This is a genomic window from Solidesulfovibrio magneticus RS-1 (genome assembly GCF_000010665.1).
Taxonomy (GTDB): domain Bacteria; phylum Desulfobacterota; class Desulfovibrionia; order Desulfovibrionales; family Desulfovibrionaceae; genus Solidesulfovibrio; species Solidesulfovibrio magneticus.
Map to the genome: position 1 here is coordinate 3,093,321 of NC_012796.1, position 17,273 is coordinate 3,110,593.

Annotated in this window: 14 protein-coding genes; 7 read left to right on the forward strand and 7 right to left on the reverse strand. The window is 67.2% G+C overall.

Going from position 1 to position 17,273, the window contains the following annotated elements:
• Nucleotides 1-26 precede the first annotated feature (26 nt).
• From DMR_RS13225 to DMR_RS25615, 7 genes are all read right to left on the reverse strand, one after another.
• The gene (locus tag DMR_RS13225) at nt 27-1,340 is read right to left on the reverse strand and encodes a M20/M25/M40 family metallo-hydrolase (RefSeq protein ID WP_015861413.1); all 1,314 of its coding nucleotides are present in this window, start codon (nt 1,338-1,340) and stop codon (nt 27-29) included.
• A 110-nt stretch (nt 1,341-1,450) separates the two neighbouring features.
• Entirely contained in the window at nt 1,451-2,674 is a 1,224-nt protein-coding gene (locus DMR_RS13230) for an aldo/keto reductase (protein WP_015861414.1), read from the reverse strand.
• Nucleotides 2,675-2,688: 14 nt separating this feature from the next.
• A complete protein-coding gene (locus DMR_RS13235; RefSeq protein ID WP_015861415.1) occupies nt 2,689-4,428 on the reverse strand; it encodes a 4Fe-4S binding protein in 1,740 nt (579 codons plus the stop codon).
• Nucleotides 4,429-4,432: 4 nt separating this feature from the next.
• The gene (locus tag DMR_RS13240; protein WP_043600670.1) at nt 4,433-5,494 is read right to left on the reverse strand and encodes a DUF362 domain-containing protein; all 1,062 of its coding nucleotides are present in this window, start codon (nt 5,492-5,494) and stop codon (nt 4,433-4,435) included.
• The gene (locus DMR_RS13245; RefSeq protein WP_015861417.1) at nt 5,491-6,531 is read right to left on the reverse strand and encodes a DUF6599 family protein; all 1,041 of its coding nucleotides are present in this window, start codon (nt 6,529-6,531) and stop codon (nt 5,491-5,493) included. The genes DMR_RS13240 and DMR_RS13245 overlap by 4 nt, the downstream gene beginning before the upstream one ends.
• Nucleotides 6,532-6,643: 112 nt before the next feature.
• Nucleotides 6,644-7,264 (reverse strand): hypothetical protein, encoded by a 621-nt coding sequence (locus DMR_RS13250; protein ID WP_015861418.1) that lies wholly within the window; start codon nt 7,262-7,264, stop codon nt 6,644-6,646.
• 123 nt (nt 7,265-7,387) lie between these two features.
• Complete coding sequence (locus DMR_RS25615; protein WP_015861419.1) at nt 7,388-8,419, reverse strand: energy transducer TonB; 1,032 nt, start codon at nt 8,417-8,419, stop codon at nt 7,388-7,390.
• Between the two features lie 779 nt (nt 8,420-9,198).
• Here DMR_RS25615 and DMR_RS13260 point away from each other — a divergent pair.
• Genes DMR_RS13260 through DMR_RS13290 form a run of 7 tightly spaced genes read left to right on the forward strand, consistent with a single transcriptional unit; the run spans nt 9,199 to nt 16,815 of the window.
• Complete coding sequence (locus DMR_RS13260) at nt 9,199-11,283, forward strand: TonB-dependent receptor (protein WP_015861420.1); 2,085 nt, start codon at nt 9,199-9,201, stop codon at nt 11,281-11,283.
• Entirely contained in the window at nt 11,271-11,855 is a 585-nt protein-coding gene (locus DMR_RS13265; RefSeq protein ID WP_015861421.1) for a hypothetical protein, read from the forward strand. Before DMR_RS13260 ends, DMR_RS13265 begins: the two co-directional genes overlap by 13 nt.
• On the forward strand, nt 11,852-13,270 hold the full coding sequence (locus tag DMR_RS13270) for an ABC transporter ATP-binding protein (protein ID WP_015861422.1): 1,419 nt from the start codon (nt 11,852-11,854) through the stop codon (nt 13,268-13,270). The genes DMR_RS13265 and DMR_RS13270 overlap by 4 nt, the downstream gene beginning before the upstream one ends.
• On the forward strand, nt 13,267-13,974 hold the full coding sequence (locus tag DMR_RS13275) for an energy-coupling factor transporter transmembrane component T family protein (RefSeq protein ID WP_015861423.1): 708 nt from the start codon (nt 13,267-13,269) through the stop codon (nt 13,972-13,974). The genes DMR_RS13270 and DMR_RS13275 overlap by 4 nt, the downstream gene beginning before the upstream one ends.
• A gap of 53 nt (nt 13,975-14,027) precedes the next feature.
• Nucleotides 14,028-15,041, forward strand: coding sequence for a radical SAM protein (locus DMR_RS13280; protein WP_015861424.1), 1,014 nt, complete (start codon nt 14,028-14,030; stop codon nt 15,039-15,041).
• A complete protein-coding gene (locus DMR_RS13285) occupies nt 15,038-16,180 on the forward strand; it encodes a hypothetical protein (protein ID WP_015861425.1) in 1,143 nt (380 codons plus the stop codon). Before DMR_RS13280 ends, DMR_RS13285 begins: the two co-directional genes overlap by 4 nt.
• 11 nt (nt 16,181-16,191) lie before the next feature.
• Nucleotides 16,192-16,815, forward strand: coding sequence for a class I SAM-dependent methyltransferase (locus DMR_RS13290; RefSeq protein ID WP_043600673.1), 624 nt, complete (start codon nt 16,192-16,194; stop codon nt 16,813-16,815).
• The last annotated feature ends 458 nt before the right edge of the window (nt 16,816-17,273 follow it).

Sequence of the window (17,273 nt, forward strand, 5' to 3'; positions counted from 1 at the left end):
CTCTCATTACAAGCGTGTACGCTCCCTCATGGGGCCGGCGCACCGCCTGTCGCCTTGCCTCTGGCCGCCGTAAAGGCCTGTTTGACGGCCTCGACTTCCTGGGGATGGGTGAACATCTCATAGGCGGTCAGGGCCACGGCCGTGGCGGCCTTTCTCGCCGCCTGCCAGCCTTCGGGCGAGCCGGCCGCCTCCCGCATGGCGTCGGAGTGCAGGGCCGTGCCCCCGGGCGCGATTTTAAACCACACATTGACCGTGGGATAGGCGTTCCCGACCCGACCCAGGTCAGAAGAGACGAACTCCGTCCAATCCTTGAGCTGCCCGGCCTCGACGCCGGCCGCCAACAGCCCGCGCCGCGTCGCCTCGATAAGCGGCGCGACAACAACCGGCGAGGTCAGGGCCACGCGCGGGGCGACGAATTCCAGCGAGGCCCCCGTGCCGAGCGCCCCGGCCTTGGCGCAGTCGACAAGGCGGGCGTAGGCGTCGTCCATGGTGGCGGTGTCCAGGGCGCGCACGGCGAATTCCGCCTGGGCCAGCTCCGGCACCACGTTCACCTTGTCGCCGCCCTTGGTCACGATGCCGTGCAGCCGCACGTCCTGGGGCAAGTGCTGGCGCAGCATGTCGGCGCAGTGGAAGGTCAGCTGGACGGCATTTAAGGCATTGACGCCCTTTTCCGGCGCGGCGGCGGCATGGGAGGCCTTGCCGTGGAAGGTGAACGTAGCCCGTTTCATGGCCAGAAGGCGCTGGTCCAGGCTCCAGCGGTCGGCCGGATGGGTGATAAGGACCACGTCCGCGCCATCGAAATGGCCGCCTTCCAGGAGCGCCACCTTGCCGCCGCCGGCCGATCCCCGTTCCTCGTCGGGGGTGCCCATGACCACCAGCCGCCCCGGCAGCCCGGGCATGAGCCTGGCCAGGGCGGCGGCGGCCACAAGCCCGCTGCCGGCAATGAGATTGTGGCCGCAGGAATGGCCGTTGGCCAGGGCGTCGTATTCGAGCATGATAGCGACGGTTGGGCCAGGGGCATTGCCCGCCATCTCGGCCCTGAACGCCGTTTGGGACACGCCTCCCGGCACAAGGTCGGCCGGGACCGACAGATCGCCAGTGACCGCGAAGCCCAGCCCGGCCAGGGTCTCGCGCAGCAGGGCGCTGCTTTGATGTTCCGCGCCGCCCTGCTCCCTGAGGGCAAAGATCCGATCCGCCACGTCTCGGCATGTCGGCTCCACGGCGGCCACGCTGTCGGTGACCGCATCGGCCCGACCGACTGCGGGGAAAGCCAGAACCAGCCCAACCAGGGCCGCAAGCAGCGCGCCCAAGAGCCGCGCCGCGCCAAAGCGTGCCTTCATGCGCTCTCCTTGTAGCGAGGCCCGGGAGCATGGTCGGGCGGCCGCCGAGCCACCGCCGGGCTTCCGTTCTTCCCATCCCATGGCCCCGGGCCGTCCGGGACCACAGCCGCTTAGGCGAGCAGCGACGCCGCGTCCCGCACGACCTCGGCAATAGCCAGCCCGCGCGGACAGGCCGCCTGGGCCGGGGAGAAATCCATGGAGCCAAGCCCCGCGCGCACGCTCTCGGGCAGGCTGGCGAACAGCTCCCGGGCGATCTCCCGCTCGCCGTAGTCGCGGTAATACATCATGGCCCGCATGACGTCGGCCACAGGCACGGCGCCGCCCATGGCCGCGCCGCAGATGGACGAACACCCGGCGCAGTAGTCGCCGCAGGTGGCCTCGGCGTAGCGGCGCAGGGACTCGAAATCCTCGCGCGCCAGGGCCGTGCGGTCCCGGGCGGCGGCCACGTTGGCTCCGAGGATGGTGAGGTTGGGCATTTGCGAGCAGATGGAGGCGATGTCGGGATTGTTCCAGACCGCTTTGAGCTTGGCCTGCTTGTCGGTGAAACCCTTTTCCAGGAACCGGCCGGCCATGTCGAGTTCGGCCGGGCTGTCGGATTTGACCGGCCCGCCGCCCTGGGTCTTCATGGCCACGACCCCGATACCGGCCTTTTTGCAGGCGGCCAGGGCCTGGCGCATCTTGGCCTCGTGCATGAGGCGGAAGTTGTAGGAGATCATGCAGGCGTCGATCCAATCGAGGCCGGCCGCGCCCTGCAGACAGTCTTCCATGTTGTTGTGGGTGCTGAAGCCGAAGTTTTTGATCTTACCGGCCTTTTTGGCCTTGGCCGCCCAGTCTTTGAGCTGGCCGTCGAGTTCGGCCGGCGACGAGATGGCGTGGATGTAGAACAGCTCCACATGGTCGGTCTTGAGCCGGGCCAGGGCGGCGTCCAGGCGTTCGTCGAAGTTGCCGCCCTTGGGCGTGAGCTTGGTGGTCAGGACGATCTGGCTCCGCGCTTCGGGATTGCGGGCGAAAAACCGGCCGAAGCCTTCCTCGGACAGGCCGTTGCCGTAGGCCTCGGCCGTGTCCCAGAAGTTGATGCCCCAGCCCAGGGCCTGCTTGAGCAGCAGCTGGTTGTTGACCGTGTCGAACATGCCGCCGAGGTTGAGGATCGAAACCTCCATCCCGGTCTTGCCCAGGGTGCGCCGGGGCATGGCCGCGCCGCCGGCCTCGGGCTTTTCCTCGGCCGCCGTGGCCACCGTCGGCAGCGCGCCAAGACCGGCCACGGCCAGTCCACCCATGCCCAGGGTCTTCATGAGCTCGCGCCGGGTCAACCCGGCCTGGTTGTCTTTTGCCATGGAAAACCTCCTTTTCAGGCCAACATGCGGCCGGGACCGGACCGCGACTCGTTTTCGCTGGTGACGCGTATGGCCCGAAGGCCGGAAACCGGACACTCGTGTTCGCACATGCCGCAGCCCACGCACCGGGCCGGGTCCACCTGAGGCTGCATCAGATGGATAAGCACCTCGACCTCGCGCCCGGGAGCGGCTCCGGGCAGGGCGGCGGCCAGGGCCAGCTCGGTCCCGCCGCCGCCGACCAGCCGCACCGGGGTGGCCTCGGGCGCGCCAAGGAGCCGAACGTAATAGTCGCCGCTGGCCGCATTGCCGGACACGGCCAAGGGCCGGGCCAGGGCCAGGGTCGCTCCGCGCGCGCCAGCCAGGGACAAACGGCCGCCACGCACCGGCTCGAAGACCTCGCGCACGAAGATGGCCTTGGGACTGACCGGGCAGACTTCCTGGCAGACGATGCACGGCCGGCCCATGGCCCAGGGCAGGCAGCGCGTGCGATCGACAAAGGCCGTGCCCAGGCGGATAGGGCCGGCGGCGGCATAGTCGCCCTGGCCGAGCTTTTCCTGAAGGCCGAGCGGCCGGATGGCCGCCGTGGGGCAGACCTGGCCGCAGGCGATGCAGTTTGGCTGACAACCCGAGCGGCCCAGGCGGTAGTTGAGGACCGGCGTCCACAGCCCGATGAGCCCGGCCGTCGTGACCGACGGCTGGATGATGTTGGACGGACAGGCCCGCATGCACTGGCCGCAGCGAATGCAGCGGGCCAGGAAGCGCTCCTCGTCCAGGGAACCGGGCGGCCGGATGAGCAAGGGCGAACGGCCAAGGCCGGCGGCGTCCTCCACCCGCCACAGCGGCGCGCTGAAGGCTCCGGCCGCGCCGGCGGCCAGGAGCGCCACCGCCCCGCGCCTGGAGAAATCGGGCAGGGCCGTTTCCCCGGCGGCCGAAGCCCGGCCGGCAAAGCCGATGCGCCCCGAGGGGCAGCGGTCCAGGCAGTTGCAGCACAACAAGCACTCGCTGACGACAAGCGTCCCGGACGGCCGGCAGCCGCCTTCGCAGTGGGACTCGCACAAGCGGCAGTCGCCGCAGCTCTTGTCCGTGGCCTTGCCGATGCGCCAGGGAGCGACCCGGGCGGCCAAACCGAAAAGCGCCCCCAAGGGGCAGATGAACCGGCAGAAGAACCGGGGCAGCACGGCGTTCAGGGCCAGGATGGCCAGAAAAACGAGTCCGATCCACCACACGCCTTCGTAGTGCCGGGGCGCGTCGTGGACGACGCCCACGCCCGGGTCGGCCAGGGGGAGCAAGGCCAGATTGACGCTGCGAAACGCCAGCGGCAACGGGTCGAGGAGTCCGGTTTGCAGGCCGCCCAAGGCGGCGCAGCCCAGGAAAAAGGCCAATAAGGCGTATTTGACGGCCTGGGCGCGGCCGGGATGGTTGTCCTCGGCCCGATCCTTGGGGCCAAGGGTCAGCCGGGCCAGCCAGCCCGTCATCTGGTTGAGCGTCCCCAGGGGACAGACGAAACCGCAGAAAAACCGGCCGACAAACAACGTCAGGGCCAGTACGCCAAGGCCCCAAAGCAAGGGCGCGTACAGGGTGTGCGTGGCCAGCATGGTCCCCAGGGCGGTCAGCGGGTCCAAGGACAGCAGCCAGTTGATGGGCCAGCCACGCAGCTGCAGGAAGCCGGCCCCCACCGTGGCCACGAGACAAAACCAGAAAAACAGGAGCAGGAAAAAGCCTTGGCTGACCCGGCGGGCGACGACGATGCGCATGTCCCTACTCCGCCGCCTTGTCGAGGGTCATCGTCACCGGGGCCAGGGAGGCCACGTCCATGGTGCCCACCCCGGCCGCCTGGGCCAGGGCCAGATAGGGCAGATCGTCCGGCGTTCGTCCCAAGAGGGCCACGCCGAGCGTGTCGGCGGCCACGGGGTCGGCGGAGAAAATCATCGTATTGGTGGCCTTGAGATCGGCCAGGGAGCCGCCGGTGGGGCCGTTGGCCATCATGGCGCTCACGCCGTCAAGCACGACCAGGGTCGGGCGCAGGAGCTGGCCCAACTCGGCGATGACGCCGTTTATGTCCTGGTGGAAGATGTTTCGCCGCCCGCCCAGGAGGCCGTAGAAATTTTTGAGGCTCATGGAGGCCCCGGCCCGCTGGTGGTCCTTGACCGGCGAGAGCGCGATGACCTTGGTGACGCCGGCAAAGGCTCCGGCCAGGACCGGCCAGTCCGTGAGGAGCCGGCCGCCGGGCAGGGTCAGGGGCGAAAACAGGGCCGGCCGAGGCAGGAGGATGGTCGCGCCGGAGCTTCGCGCCGCGCCGGCCAGTCCCGAGACCTCGAAACAGCTTTCCGGGCTATTGATGGGATTGTCGGTAACGACCACCCGGGCCGCCCCGGCTGCCCGGCAGGCCTCCACGGCGGCGGCGAGCAAATCCGGGTGGGTTGTGGCCCCGAGGATGGCCGGCGAGGCAAAGGCGGCGTTGACCTTGAGCAGCACCACGTCGCCCCGGGAGACGAAGGCCTCCATACCGCCCAGGGCCTTGACGCCAAGATCGAACATGGCCTTGCGGTCCGCGCCGTGGACCGTGGCCAGCCGGGGCTTGCCGGGGGGCGGTGCGGCGGCGCGGAAATCGCCCAGACTGGCCAGCACCTTGCCCCCGGCCATCCCCGCCGGCCCCTTGGGATCGTAGAGAGCCGCGCCAAGGCCCCCGGCGGCCACGGCCAAGATCGACGCCCCGGCCAGCCGGCGCAAGAATTGCCGGCGATCAAGCCCCTGGCGCAGGTCGGGCGCGCCTGGATCGGTACCGCCACCGGTGACGGCGGGCTTTTGCGGCAAAGTCATGGCGTCACGTCCTTGAGGCTGGCCGCCAGCCTGGCAGTCAATTCCACGGCGGCCTCCAGGTTGACGGCGTCGTGGACGCCGGCCAGGAGCCGGCCTTGTGTCCAGAGAATCTCAAAGGAACCCTCGGTCCCCAGCACCACGGCTCCGGCCGGCAGCTTGGCCTCGGCCGGAGGCGGCGTGGCGGCGTAGCCGTTTTGCTTGAGGAAACCGGCAAAGGCCCGGGCGTCGGCGGCGGCCGCCTCGGCCGTGTCGCGCTCGGCCAGAAAGGCCGTGGCCGGACCGGCCGGCAAGGCGTACTCGGCCGTGTAGACGTTGGAAAAACCTTCCAGGCCCATAGCGTCCGAAGCGGCCAGCCGCACGCTGCCGGGCATCAAGCCCTCGTCCGGAAACAGCCCCTTGACGTCTCGGGCAGCCCCCTGCCCGGCTGCGGCGGCATCGCCCGCCGGCAGGGCCTCGGCCAGTTTCTGGGCCAGGGCGGCCAGGGCCGGTCCGGTGGCCGCCTCAGCCCGGTCGGCCGTCATTTCCACGTAGCGGTTGCCCTTGGTGAAATAGAGGGCATTTTCCGTGGCGTAGGCGTCCGGGGAGACCGGGCTGGGCCTGGCCCCAGGCCGGCGCTGGGAGCTTAAGACGGCAAAGGCGTCGGTGGGCGTGGCCTGGGTGTAGACGGCGACCTCCAGACGCGTCCCATCGGGCAGCCTAAAAGGTCGTATAGACATTTCCTGAAAATTGGCGGCGAGATACAGCTCGGCCTTGCCGTCGATGCGATCGGATAGGGTTTCGGGGTCATAGCTTTCCACCGGCCCGGCCGGCAGGGCTCCGGGCAGGCTCTCCAGCCAGGCGGCGTCGGCAAAGCTCCGGCCCGAAGCTTGGGAAGCGGCTACGCCCGGCGGAGGGGGCGGACTCAGCGCCACCAACACGGCGGGGTTCAGGCGCGATTGGGCCAGCCCCAGCCAGACGACGATGGCGGTAAGGACCGTCAACACGCCCCAGGCCGTCCTGCGCTCCTGCCGCGAAACATGTTTGCGTCTTGCCGCCATGGCTGCTCCGTCCGAGATCCGCTGGCGGCCCTTTCCTGGGACGCCCTGGGTACGAAATGCCTGACGCGCCGCCGCGCGTCACGCTGCCGCCGTTTGCATCATGAGGCCGGGGCTACCGGGCCACCGGCTCCCCCTTGGAGCAGTCGTAACGCGGGGGGCAGGCCGTTGCGGTTGCCAGCAGTTCCTGGGGCGACGTGGCGTCGAGTTCGCCGTTTCGCAGCACGAACCGCATCTCGCCGGCCACGGGAAAACCGTCGGCAATGGCCTTTTCCAGACGCTTGACCGCGACGGCGTATTCCGGCTCGGCCTTGTTCTTGTGGAATTGGCGTCGCCATTCGATCCACTGCTTGGGATTCATGGCGCTCTGGTCGAGGAAGACGAAATCGGTCAGGCCGTCCGAGCAATCCTGCTCCAGGTAGAGCGTGTACTCGAAGACCGGGTTGGCCGGATCGCGCTTGTCGAGCCGCTCCTTCTCGCTGTCCTCGATGAGCCAGGAGGTCTTGCAGGAACGACTGGCCGCGAACTCCCCGACCGGTCCGAAGAGAAAGGCCGGCCGGCCTTCGTCGGCAATGAAAAAGCCGTCGAGAAAGGCCTTGGGCGGCGCATAGGGGATCAGTCCCAGGGATTGGCGCAGATTCGCGGCCCGCGGACTTTGGGCCGTGGCCGGGCAAGTGCCAAAGAGCAGTGTGAAAACCATCGCCGTGGCCGCAAAAGACGGGAAAAACCGCTGCATGGCGCACCCCCACGGTCGTGAAAGGGAAACCGAGGATGCCTGCCAACTACCAACCCTGCCCGGCGAAGGCAAGCCTTGTGGCCAAGGGCCTCGACCAAACGGGCCGCCTGCGCCCTGGCCGGATCAGTTGATCCTGAACCGGATGGTGAGCGTCGCCCGGCTGGCCACGGTCTGTCCACCCCGCTTGGCCGGGGAAAAAGACGAAGCGCGAACGGCCTTGACCGCCTCTTCCGCGAATTCCAGGCCGCTGTGCTCCAGCACCTCGACGTTACGCAGCCCGCCGGCGGCATCAATGAAAAGCCGCAGCGACACCTTGCCCTCCAGGTTGGCCCGCTTGGCTTCGCTGGGATAGCTCGGCAACGACCGGCGTCGGAAGCACGGCCCGTCGCCCTGGCCGAATTGGCCGACGAAATCGCCGCCGCCGCCCCCGCCCGGCCCGTCGCCGCTCAAACCGCCATGACCCGGACCATGCCCCGACCCATGGCCCTCGCCGGGGCCGGCCGGTCCCGTGCCGGACGGTCCCGGAGAGGCCTCGGCCACAGACGGCCCGGCGACGGCCGCCGACGCAACGGTCTTGGCCGTCGTCGGCTTGTCCTGGGGACGCAGAGCCTTGGCCGGAGGCTGGACTGGCGGCTTGGCCTGGGGCTTGGGCTTGGGAGGCGGCTGGGGTTGGGGCTGCGGCCGGAGTTCGGGCGACTTGGGGGCTTCAGGGTCCGGCAGCAGCACGGTTTCGGGCGAAGCAAGGGGCTTCTCCTCAAGAACCGGCGCGGCGTCCGGCGGCATAGTCTCTGCCGCCGACCCCATGTCTGCCGCCTGGGCGACCATCGGCAGGACAGGACCTGCTACCCGCCCAGCAACGGGCAACCCGTCGCCGCCGCCAGGCAGCCGACCATCCCCGCCCGCGCCAGCCGGACCGGCCAGGCCGGCCAGATCAATCTCCACCACCGGTTCGGCCACGGGCAAATTTTGGGACAAGTCCAGCAGGCCGGCCCAGACCAAGCCGATAACAGCCAGGCTGTGCAGGGCGCAGGAAATCGCCGCGCACAGCCACGGCCGGGCCTTGCCGGACCGAGCCGGAACAGCCGTGTCCAGGCAGCGGGCCAGAGCGGCCAGGCTGGCGTCGTGCTGCGCTTCCTCGTCGGCCATCATCGTCATGTCAGGCCACGCTCCCTTCCATGAATCCGGCTCGCGGATCGCCCCCGGTCAGGAAAACCGGGACGCGACAGCACCGTCAACGTCGCGAGGCTGGCTCGAATTCCGGAATTCATCCTGTTTCATGAACAATTTCGGGCTGCATCCTCCGCCAGTTTTCTTCACCCATGGCACCCCGTCAGCCACAAACAATCTCCAAACAAAAATTTTTCGACGCAACAACAGGCACTTTCAGGCAACATAAGGATTCATACAAGCATGATCAATGCTTCAATCGGAAATTTAACAGGTAAAAGACAAAATAACCCTCAACGATCACGCTTCACAAAATTATCGTGAACCATTGCTTTTATTAAATTTATTACATACATCCGGCCAAAGCCAAGCATCGCCGACAGCTTCGTACAACGGAGACACAACGAAGCGCTTATGCTGATTCCGTTTTAAATATCAACTGTCATGTGAATAGAATTATTCGTGACAGTCAAAGTTACTTAGCGGATGCCGACAACGAGAGGGGCCGCCTCGGCGGCAGGTTCTGGCGTCGTCGATCACCCGGCACAAGGCCGGGAGCGCAAGCGGGCAGGCAAACGGGGAAAGCCGCCAACCGGACAAAGGGAACACGCCTCGCCTGGCGGCGAGGCCACTGCGACGGACAGCGGCCGAACAGGCGTGCGGCTTGCGCGGGGAGCGTCGCGCTCGACGGCGGGCGCGCCACGGCGACTGTCGCGGCAAGGAGTGGGAACGGCATCCGACACAGATGGGTCTCGCGGAGGAGTTGTATGAAGCGTCTGGTTATTGCGTCGTTGGCGTTATGCTGCGCCCTTGCGCCATCCCTGGCCCCGGCCCAGACCGATCCCGGGGAAATGGCCGCCAACATGGAGGAAGTGGTGGTCACGGCCACCCGCACCGAACAGCCCATGAAGGACGTGCCCGGCCGGGTGGCCATCATCACCCGCCAGGAACTCAAGGACCTGCCCATCCAGACCGTGGATGAGGCCCTGTCCTACATTTCCGGCGTCCACGTGGAGCGGCCAAGCGGCATCTACAGCTTCAAGTCGGTGGTGTCCCTGCGCGGGCTTGGCAACGAGCAGGGCCGTACCCTGGTCCTCATCGACGGCGTGCCGCAAAACACCTCGGACATGGGCGACGTCAACTGGAACCGCATCAACCTCGAAGACGTCAAGCGCATCGAGATCCTCAAAGGCCCGGCCGCCTCCATCTACGGCAACAACGCCATGGGCGGCGTCATCAATATCATCACCGAAAAACCGACCAAGGTCGTTTCCGGCATGGCCTCCACCAGCTACGGCACATATGACGACTGGAAGCTGCGGGGCGTGCTGGCCGGGCGGACCTCCGAGGAACCCACGGCGCTCTATGCCCGCGTTTCGGGCCTCTACCACACCTCGCCCGGCTACATGGCCACCCCCAGCGACGAACAGACCCCCTGGTCCGTCAAGGAGTTCATCCGGGAAGGCACCGTCAACGCCAAGCTCGGCTGGGACATCAACGCCAACAACAACCTGGAATTCCAGTACACCAACGACAGCCAGCGGGCCGGCGAAGGCACGAAATACTTCGCCTCCGACGGCGTGCACCGCGAATACGACACCGACGCCTGGCAGGGGAAATTCACCGGCTCCTGGGAAGGCTGGTCGGCCGTGGTCAACGCCTACTTCACCGACATCAATTACACCCGCGTCAACGAATCCTGGTCCGACGTCACCGACATCTCCAAGTACACCCGCTACGACGCCAAGGTGAACCGCAAGCAGTACGGCCTGCTCTCCAACGTCTCCAAGGAATGGGCCTTCAACACCTTCACGGCCGGCTTCGACTACAGCCTGGGCATTATGGACGGCACGGACTACTACCGCACCAACACCAACTTCGCCACCGACTACGGCAAGATCCGCAGCTACGGCGTCTTTTTCCAGGACCAGCTCAAGTTCCTCGACGACAAGCTCATCTTCCTGGCCGGCCTGCGCTACGACAACGCCACCACCTTCGATGGCCACTACGACACCAACATCTCAAGCTTAAGCAAGTACACCGAGTACTACCCGGACCATAACTGGGACGACTGGAGCCCCCGGGCCTCGGCCAAGTACTTCTTCATGGACAATTTAAGCGCCTACCTGTCCTACGGCCACGCCTTCCGCGCCCCGCTTCTGGACGACATGTACCGCACCGGCAAGATGAAGGGCGGTTCCAAGATCTCCAACCCGTCGCTGGGGCCGGAAAAGCTCGACTCCTTCGAAGTCGGCTCGGACTACGCGCCCTTGGAGAACCTGCGCTTCTCGGGTTCGGGCTACTTTTCGGTGGGCCGCGACTTCCAGTCCTACGTCACCGTGGCCTCGGGCATCATGCAAAAGCAGAACATCGGCCAGGTGCAGATCTGGGGCGCGGAGCTTAATGGCGAGTATGATCCGTTCAAGTTCTCGGGCTTCGACGTCATGAAGAAGTTCACGCTTTTCGCCAACTACACCTTCAATGACTCCCGGGTGGCGGACTTCCCGGGCCGGCCCGATCTCGTCGGCAAGCTTTTGCCCTATGTGCCGCAAAATTCGTTCAACGTCGGCTTCACCTGGCTCAACAAGTATCTCAACAGCAAGTTCGGCGTGCAGTACGTGGGGCTCATGTACGGCGACGACGTCAACACCGACGCCAACATCATCCCGCCCCACGCCCTGGTCAACGCCAAGGTCTGGCGCAACCTGGACTTCATGGGAACCTACGGCGAGAAGCTGACGGTCTCGCTGACCGGCGAAAATCTCCTCGACCACCAGTACTACACCGCCCATAACCCCAATTCCGTCAACACCGGGCGGGCGCTTTACCTGGAAATGTCATGCAAGTTCTAGCCGACCGCCGGCCGGGGCTGTCCACCGCCCAGGTGGTGTTCTTCGCCTCCATGGTGGCCCTGGACTTCGGCTGGGGCATGGTTTTCAAGACCGCGCTGCAGCTCACGGCCATTCACGAGGTGGCCCGGCTGGAAATGCTCGTCTCGATCATGCTCATGACGCTCACCCGGCTCATGATCGACCGCTTCGGCACGCTCATTGCCTTCGAACTGGCCTGGGGGCTGCTGGCCGCCGCGTTCATGCCGGCGGCCGGCGGCCAGCCGGGCGTCATGAAGCTCGTGCCGGCCCTGATCCAGGGGGTGGTGTTCGACACGCTTTTCACGCTGCTGCGCGCGTCCCTGCCCCAGGCCCGGGCCTATGTCGCCGTCATCTGCGGCGGCCTGCTCGGCCCCACGGCGGCCATGGGCGTTCGCGTGGCCCTGGGCGTGCCGTGGGCCACGGCCACCAAGGCCCTGTTCGGCATCTCGCTGGTCACGTCCGTCTTCATCAACGGCTTTGGCGTCTACCTGGCCCTTACCGTGTGGCGACGCATCAAGGACCTCCACGTCGTGGCCATGCTGCGCCAGTCATGATTGAACTGGACGACGTCTCCTTCGTGCCTGCCGGCGCGACCTGCCCCACCCTGGCCCATGCAACCCTCCGCATCGGCCAGGGAGAGCGGGTGGGCATCGTCGGCCCGTCGGGTTCGGGCAAATCCACCCTCGGCTACCATCTGTGCGGGGCGCACAGGCTGGCCCTGGCCGGGCGCACCGACGGCCGGCTGGCCTTTGCCGGACGCGACGGAACCGACGGCGCGCCGGTGGGTTTCGCCGGGCTGGTGGGGCAGAACCCCGAAGCCCAGCTGTTTTGCCGCACCGTCTACGACGAGCTGGCCCTGGCCTTGCTCGCCCGGGGCGAGGACGAGGCCTGCTGCCGGCAAACCGCCGCGACGCTCCTTGGCCAATACGGCTTCGCCGAGCGTGGCGAAGCCTCCCTGGGCAGTCTGTCCCTGGGCCAGAAACAATTGACCGCCGTCCTGTCCATGCTGGCCATGGAACCGCGCGTGCTGCTCCTGGACGAACCCACCAACTACCTCGACGCCGCCGCCGCCGACCGGCTTTTTGCCCATCTGACGGAACTGAGCCGGGAACTCGGCTGGATCATCCTGGTCATCGAACACGACCGGAAACGGCTGGCCGGTTTCGCCGACCGGCTCATCGCCCTGGACAGCGGCCGCATCGTCCATGACGGCCCGGCGAGCGACTGGGAAGCCTGGAACGACGAGGCCGGCGACCGGGACGAAACCCTGGCCGCCCTGCCGCCTTTTTCACTTGCCTCGCCGGACGCCGCGCCTTTGGTCGCATTGCAGGGCGTGGGTTTCAGCTACTCTCCGACCGCGCCGGTCCTTCGCGGCCTGGACCTGGCCGTGCGCCCGGGTGAGGTCGTGGCCCTGCTCGGGGCCAACGGGGCCGGCAAGTCCACGGTGCTGCGGCTTATAAAGGGCCTGGGCAAGCCGGCCGTCGGGCGGGTCGCCCTGGGGGCGGGACTGACGGCCGCTAGCGACGTGGGGCTGATGTTCCAAAATCCCGAGGAACAGCTTTTCGCCCACACTGTGGCCGCCGAATGCGGCTACTGGCTGGAAAATCGCGGTGTCGCGCCCGAAGAACGGCTGGCTCGCTGCCGCGCCGCCCTGGCCGGCTTCGGCCTTGACGCAATGCTTTCGCGCGCGCCCTTTTCCTTGAGCTTCGGGGAAAAGCGCCGCCTGTGTCTGGCCGCCATCCTCGTGGCCGAGCCGGCCGTGTTGTGCCTGGACGAACCGACCACGGGCCTGGACGCGGCCAACATGGCGGCCATGGCCGCCGAGGTCCGCAGGCAAGCGGCAAAGGGCCGGGCCGTGCTCCTGGCCACCCACGAGGAAGCCTTCGCGGCCATGGCCGCCACGCGCTGGGTCACCGTGGCCAACGGCCGGATCGCCTCGGACCGGCCAAACCCCTGGCTGGCCCCATGACGGCCGTCCTTCGCCGGGCAAGCGCCCTGTCCAAGTGCGCCTTTGCCGTGTCCCTTTCCGTCTACGCCTTTGCCTGCCCGGACTGGCGCATCCTGGTCGGCGTCAACCTGCTCCTGGCCGGCCTGCTTGTCGCCTCGCGGCAGTTCGACCGCATCGTCTGGCTGGCTCTTGGCGTATGCGTCGCCTCCCTGCCGACCCTGGGCGTGCTGTTCCTGCTGGGCGGGGTGGAAAAGGCCGCCACTTGGCGCGAAGGCCTTGTTCTGGGGCTTTCCTGGCTGGCCGTTTTCGAGCTGCGCCTGCTCGTCATGCTCCTGGCCGACATCCTGGTCGTCAAGTGGACGACGTTTTCCGACCTGCTCCTGTCCTTGCGGGCGTTGCGGCTGCCGGGAAAGCTGGTGCTCTTCTGCTCGGCCCTGGTCACGCTGTTGCCAAGCGTGTTCTCCCTGGCCGCCCATGTGGTCGAGGTCCAGCGCTGCCGGGGGTTTGACCCCAAACGGCTGCGCAATCCCAAGAATTTTTTGCCGCTGTTCATCCCGGTTTTCCTGGCCCAGTTGCGCCGTTCCACGGACCTGGCCTTGTCCCTGGAGCTTCGCGGCATTTCCGGCGCGCCGCCGGCCAGGGCCTCGCGCCTGACGCTCGGGGCCGGCGACGCCGTGCTGCTGGCGGCGGCGGTTGCCGTCTGGCTGCTGCCGTTCGGTGCTTGACGCCAACGAAACCGAAGCGGAAACAGCAATGATCGCCTCGCCAAGGAGTTCCCATGATCCGTTGCGATGTCTGTGAGCGGCGCTGTCCGCTGGGACCGGACACCTCCGGCTATTGCCGCATGTACCATGCCCCGCACGGCCTGGTGGAGGAACGCTTTCCCGACCGCTGGTGCGCCTACGCCACGGCCCGCATGGAGACCATTCCCTTCTACCACGCCTGGCCCGGAGCGCGTTGTCTGGTGGTCGGCACGGCCGGCTGCAATTTCGACTGCCGCTATTGCGCCAACGCCGAGGTGGTCAAGGTCGATCCGGCCGGACAGCAGGACGTCATGCTCGACATTTTGCCGGAAGATCTCGTGGCCGTGGCCCGAAAGCGCGGCTGCCGGGCCATCGTCTTTTCCGTCAACGAGCCCACCGTCTCCCTGCCCACCCTGGAGCGGGTGAGCGTTGCCGCCCGCCGGGCCGGCCTGGTCATGGGCTGCCTGACCAACGGCTACGCCACGCCAGAGGGGACGGCGCGCCTTGGCGCGATATTCGACTGCGTCAACGTGAGCCTCAAGGGCCTGTCGCCCGAGTTCTGCCGGGACTATCTCGGCGTTCCCGACGTGGGGCCGATCCTGCGTAACATCCAGGCTCTGGCCCGGACCACCCACGTGGAGGTGACCACCCCGGTCATCGAGGGCATAAACAGCCACGAACTTAGCGAGATGGTCGACTTCCTGGCCGGGGTCGGGCCGGACGTTCCCTGGCACGCCTTCCGGCTGCTGCCGGAATACAAGATGCGCCAGGAGGACTACCCGAGCGTGGCGGCCGTGGGCGCCCAGGTCGAGGCGGCCGCCCGGGGCAAGCTGCGCTACGTGTATTTCCACAATTTCATCGGCTCGCGCTGGGTCAACACCCTGTGTCCGGGTTGCGGCGAGGCCGTCATCGAACGCCACAGCCTGGGCTGCGGCGGCGACCGGCTCCAGGCCGTGCATCTGGACGGCGGGGCCTGCCCGCGCTGCGGCGCATCCGTCGCCCTGCGCGGCGACCCCGATCCGGCAACCGCCAAGGAGGCGTGCTCATGAGCCTGGCCATCCTCGACGCCCGCGAGTGGCAGCAAACCGTTGATCTGCGCACCGGCCGGCCCAGGGAAGCAACCGGCCCCCTGACCGACATGGTCGCCGGCGTCGTCGGCCGCCGGCCCTATCCCGGCGACCGCGACGCGGCCTGCAACGACTGGGTGGCCGACGTCGCCCTGGAATTCGTCGAGCGCTACGATCCCCGGTTCGCGTTTCTTAGTTTCTCCGAACAATACTATTCCCTGCGCCATTCGCCCTTGACCAAGGCCGAGGAGCAGGCCCGCATCGACGGGGCTTTCGCCGCCGTGGAGCGTTTCGCCCGGGAGTCGGGCTTTATCGTGGTCCTGGTCGGCACGGGCGAACTCGTGCCCGCCGCCGTGCCCGTGGACCTGGAAGGCCTGGACGGCCTGGCCGTCTCCAGCAACTGGTGCGCCCATTACGCCGGCCTCTACGACGCCTCGGCCGGGGACCTCGACAAGCTGGCCAACCATCCGGCCATCGCCCATGTGGCCTCCAAGGCCGACATCCTGTCCCTGTTCGACGGCGCGGCCGCCGACGGCGAGCGTCTGCCGGAACACATGGTCGCGGTCAAGGAGGGCCACTACTTGAAGGGCACGTCCCTGCGCCGCCTCTACAAGATTCCCCAGCCCAGCCCGATCATCCCCGTCAGCAACAACCTCGGGCCGGTGGCCTGCCTGACCGACATCCGCCCGGCCTTGCTCAAGCTGCTGCGTACCGACAAGGTGGCCCTGGCCCTTATCGAAGGCGTGGGCTGCCGCCAGTTTCCCCTGCCCCACCAGGCCTGCGCCAACGGCCGGGGCTGGTTCGCCTACGAACCCGGCGACGGCCAGTTCCTGGCCATAAGCAAAGGGAAGCACAGCCTCTTCGAGCACAACGGCGGCTACCGCTACTACCAGGACGACACCGACGACAAAGCCTATCCCTACTCCGGCTTTTTCAGCGAAATGCCCACCGGAACCATCGGCGAGGCCATTGCCGCGCGCAGCATTGCCGTGGGCAACCGCAGCATGTTCATGCACATGCTGTCCGGCTGCGACATCACCTGCGAATGCTTTGCCCGCAACCTCTACAACCAGGGCGTCATGGCCGTGATCCACCGCCAGGACAAGTTCGCCGGGAAGTAACGGCGATGCCCATGGAGAAGACCGGCGACGCCGAGGGGTTTGCGGCCATCAGCCGGGAGATCTTCGCCCCGCTCTATCCCTATTACGCCGCCCGGTTCCTGGCCGCCTCGGGAATACGCCGAGGGCTTTGCCTGGACGCCGGGGCCGGAGGCGGCCTGCTCGGCCTGGCCGTGGCCGAGGCCAGCGCCTGCCGGGTGATCCTGGCCGACCGCTCTGTGGCCATGCTCCGGGCGGCGCGGCAGGAAATCGCCGCGCGCGGCTTGCCTGGCCGGGCAACGGTCCTTGGGGCCGACGTCACGGCCCTCCCCCTGGCCGAGGGCTGCGTCGATCTGGTGGTCAGCCGGGGTTCGGTCATGTTCTGGGACGATCTGCCTCGATCCTTTGGCGAAATATGGCGGGTGCTGGCCCCGGACGGCCGGGCCTATATCGGCGGGGGCCTTGGGCCGCCGGCCATGCGGCGGGCCATCTGCCGCGAGATGGCCGCCCGCGATCCCCGCTGGCGCGAGGACGCCCCGCCGCCGCCCCGGCCGGGCACCGACCCCGACACCCAGGCGGCCGCCTTGCGGGCCGCCGGCATCCACGACTTCGCCATCGAACCCGACGACGCCGGCCACTGGATCGTTTTCGGGAAGTAGAACGGGTCCAGCCCCGTTGTTGCGCACCCCAACCCCGCGTTTCAGCTGACAAAACGGATTTTCCGCCGCGCACTGCATCCCGGCGCGCCTCCCAGGCGAATCCTTGATAAATGCCCAGCCCCGTTTCGGTCGCGACACGCGCCTCGTTTCGTCCGAGAAACGCCTTCCGGGCTTTTTGGGTCGCCGCCGGGCGATGGCCAGACGGACCGATCCTGCACCCATCACCCCGCCGTTTGCTTTCCCGCCCAGACTTTTTTTTCGGAACAGATGTGGAAACAACAAACAGATGATCCGATCGTTTGCAAATTTGTCAAAACAGGCGTCAGCAACGACAATCGCCCGCCAGCAGCAACAATCCCAACTCCCAGGAGAAACCTTTGCCCGTTAGTGTCGGCATTGACAGCGACCAGGGACAACGCTTTTGTGGGGATCTTCTGTCGTTTTTTCGAAGCCCTATT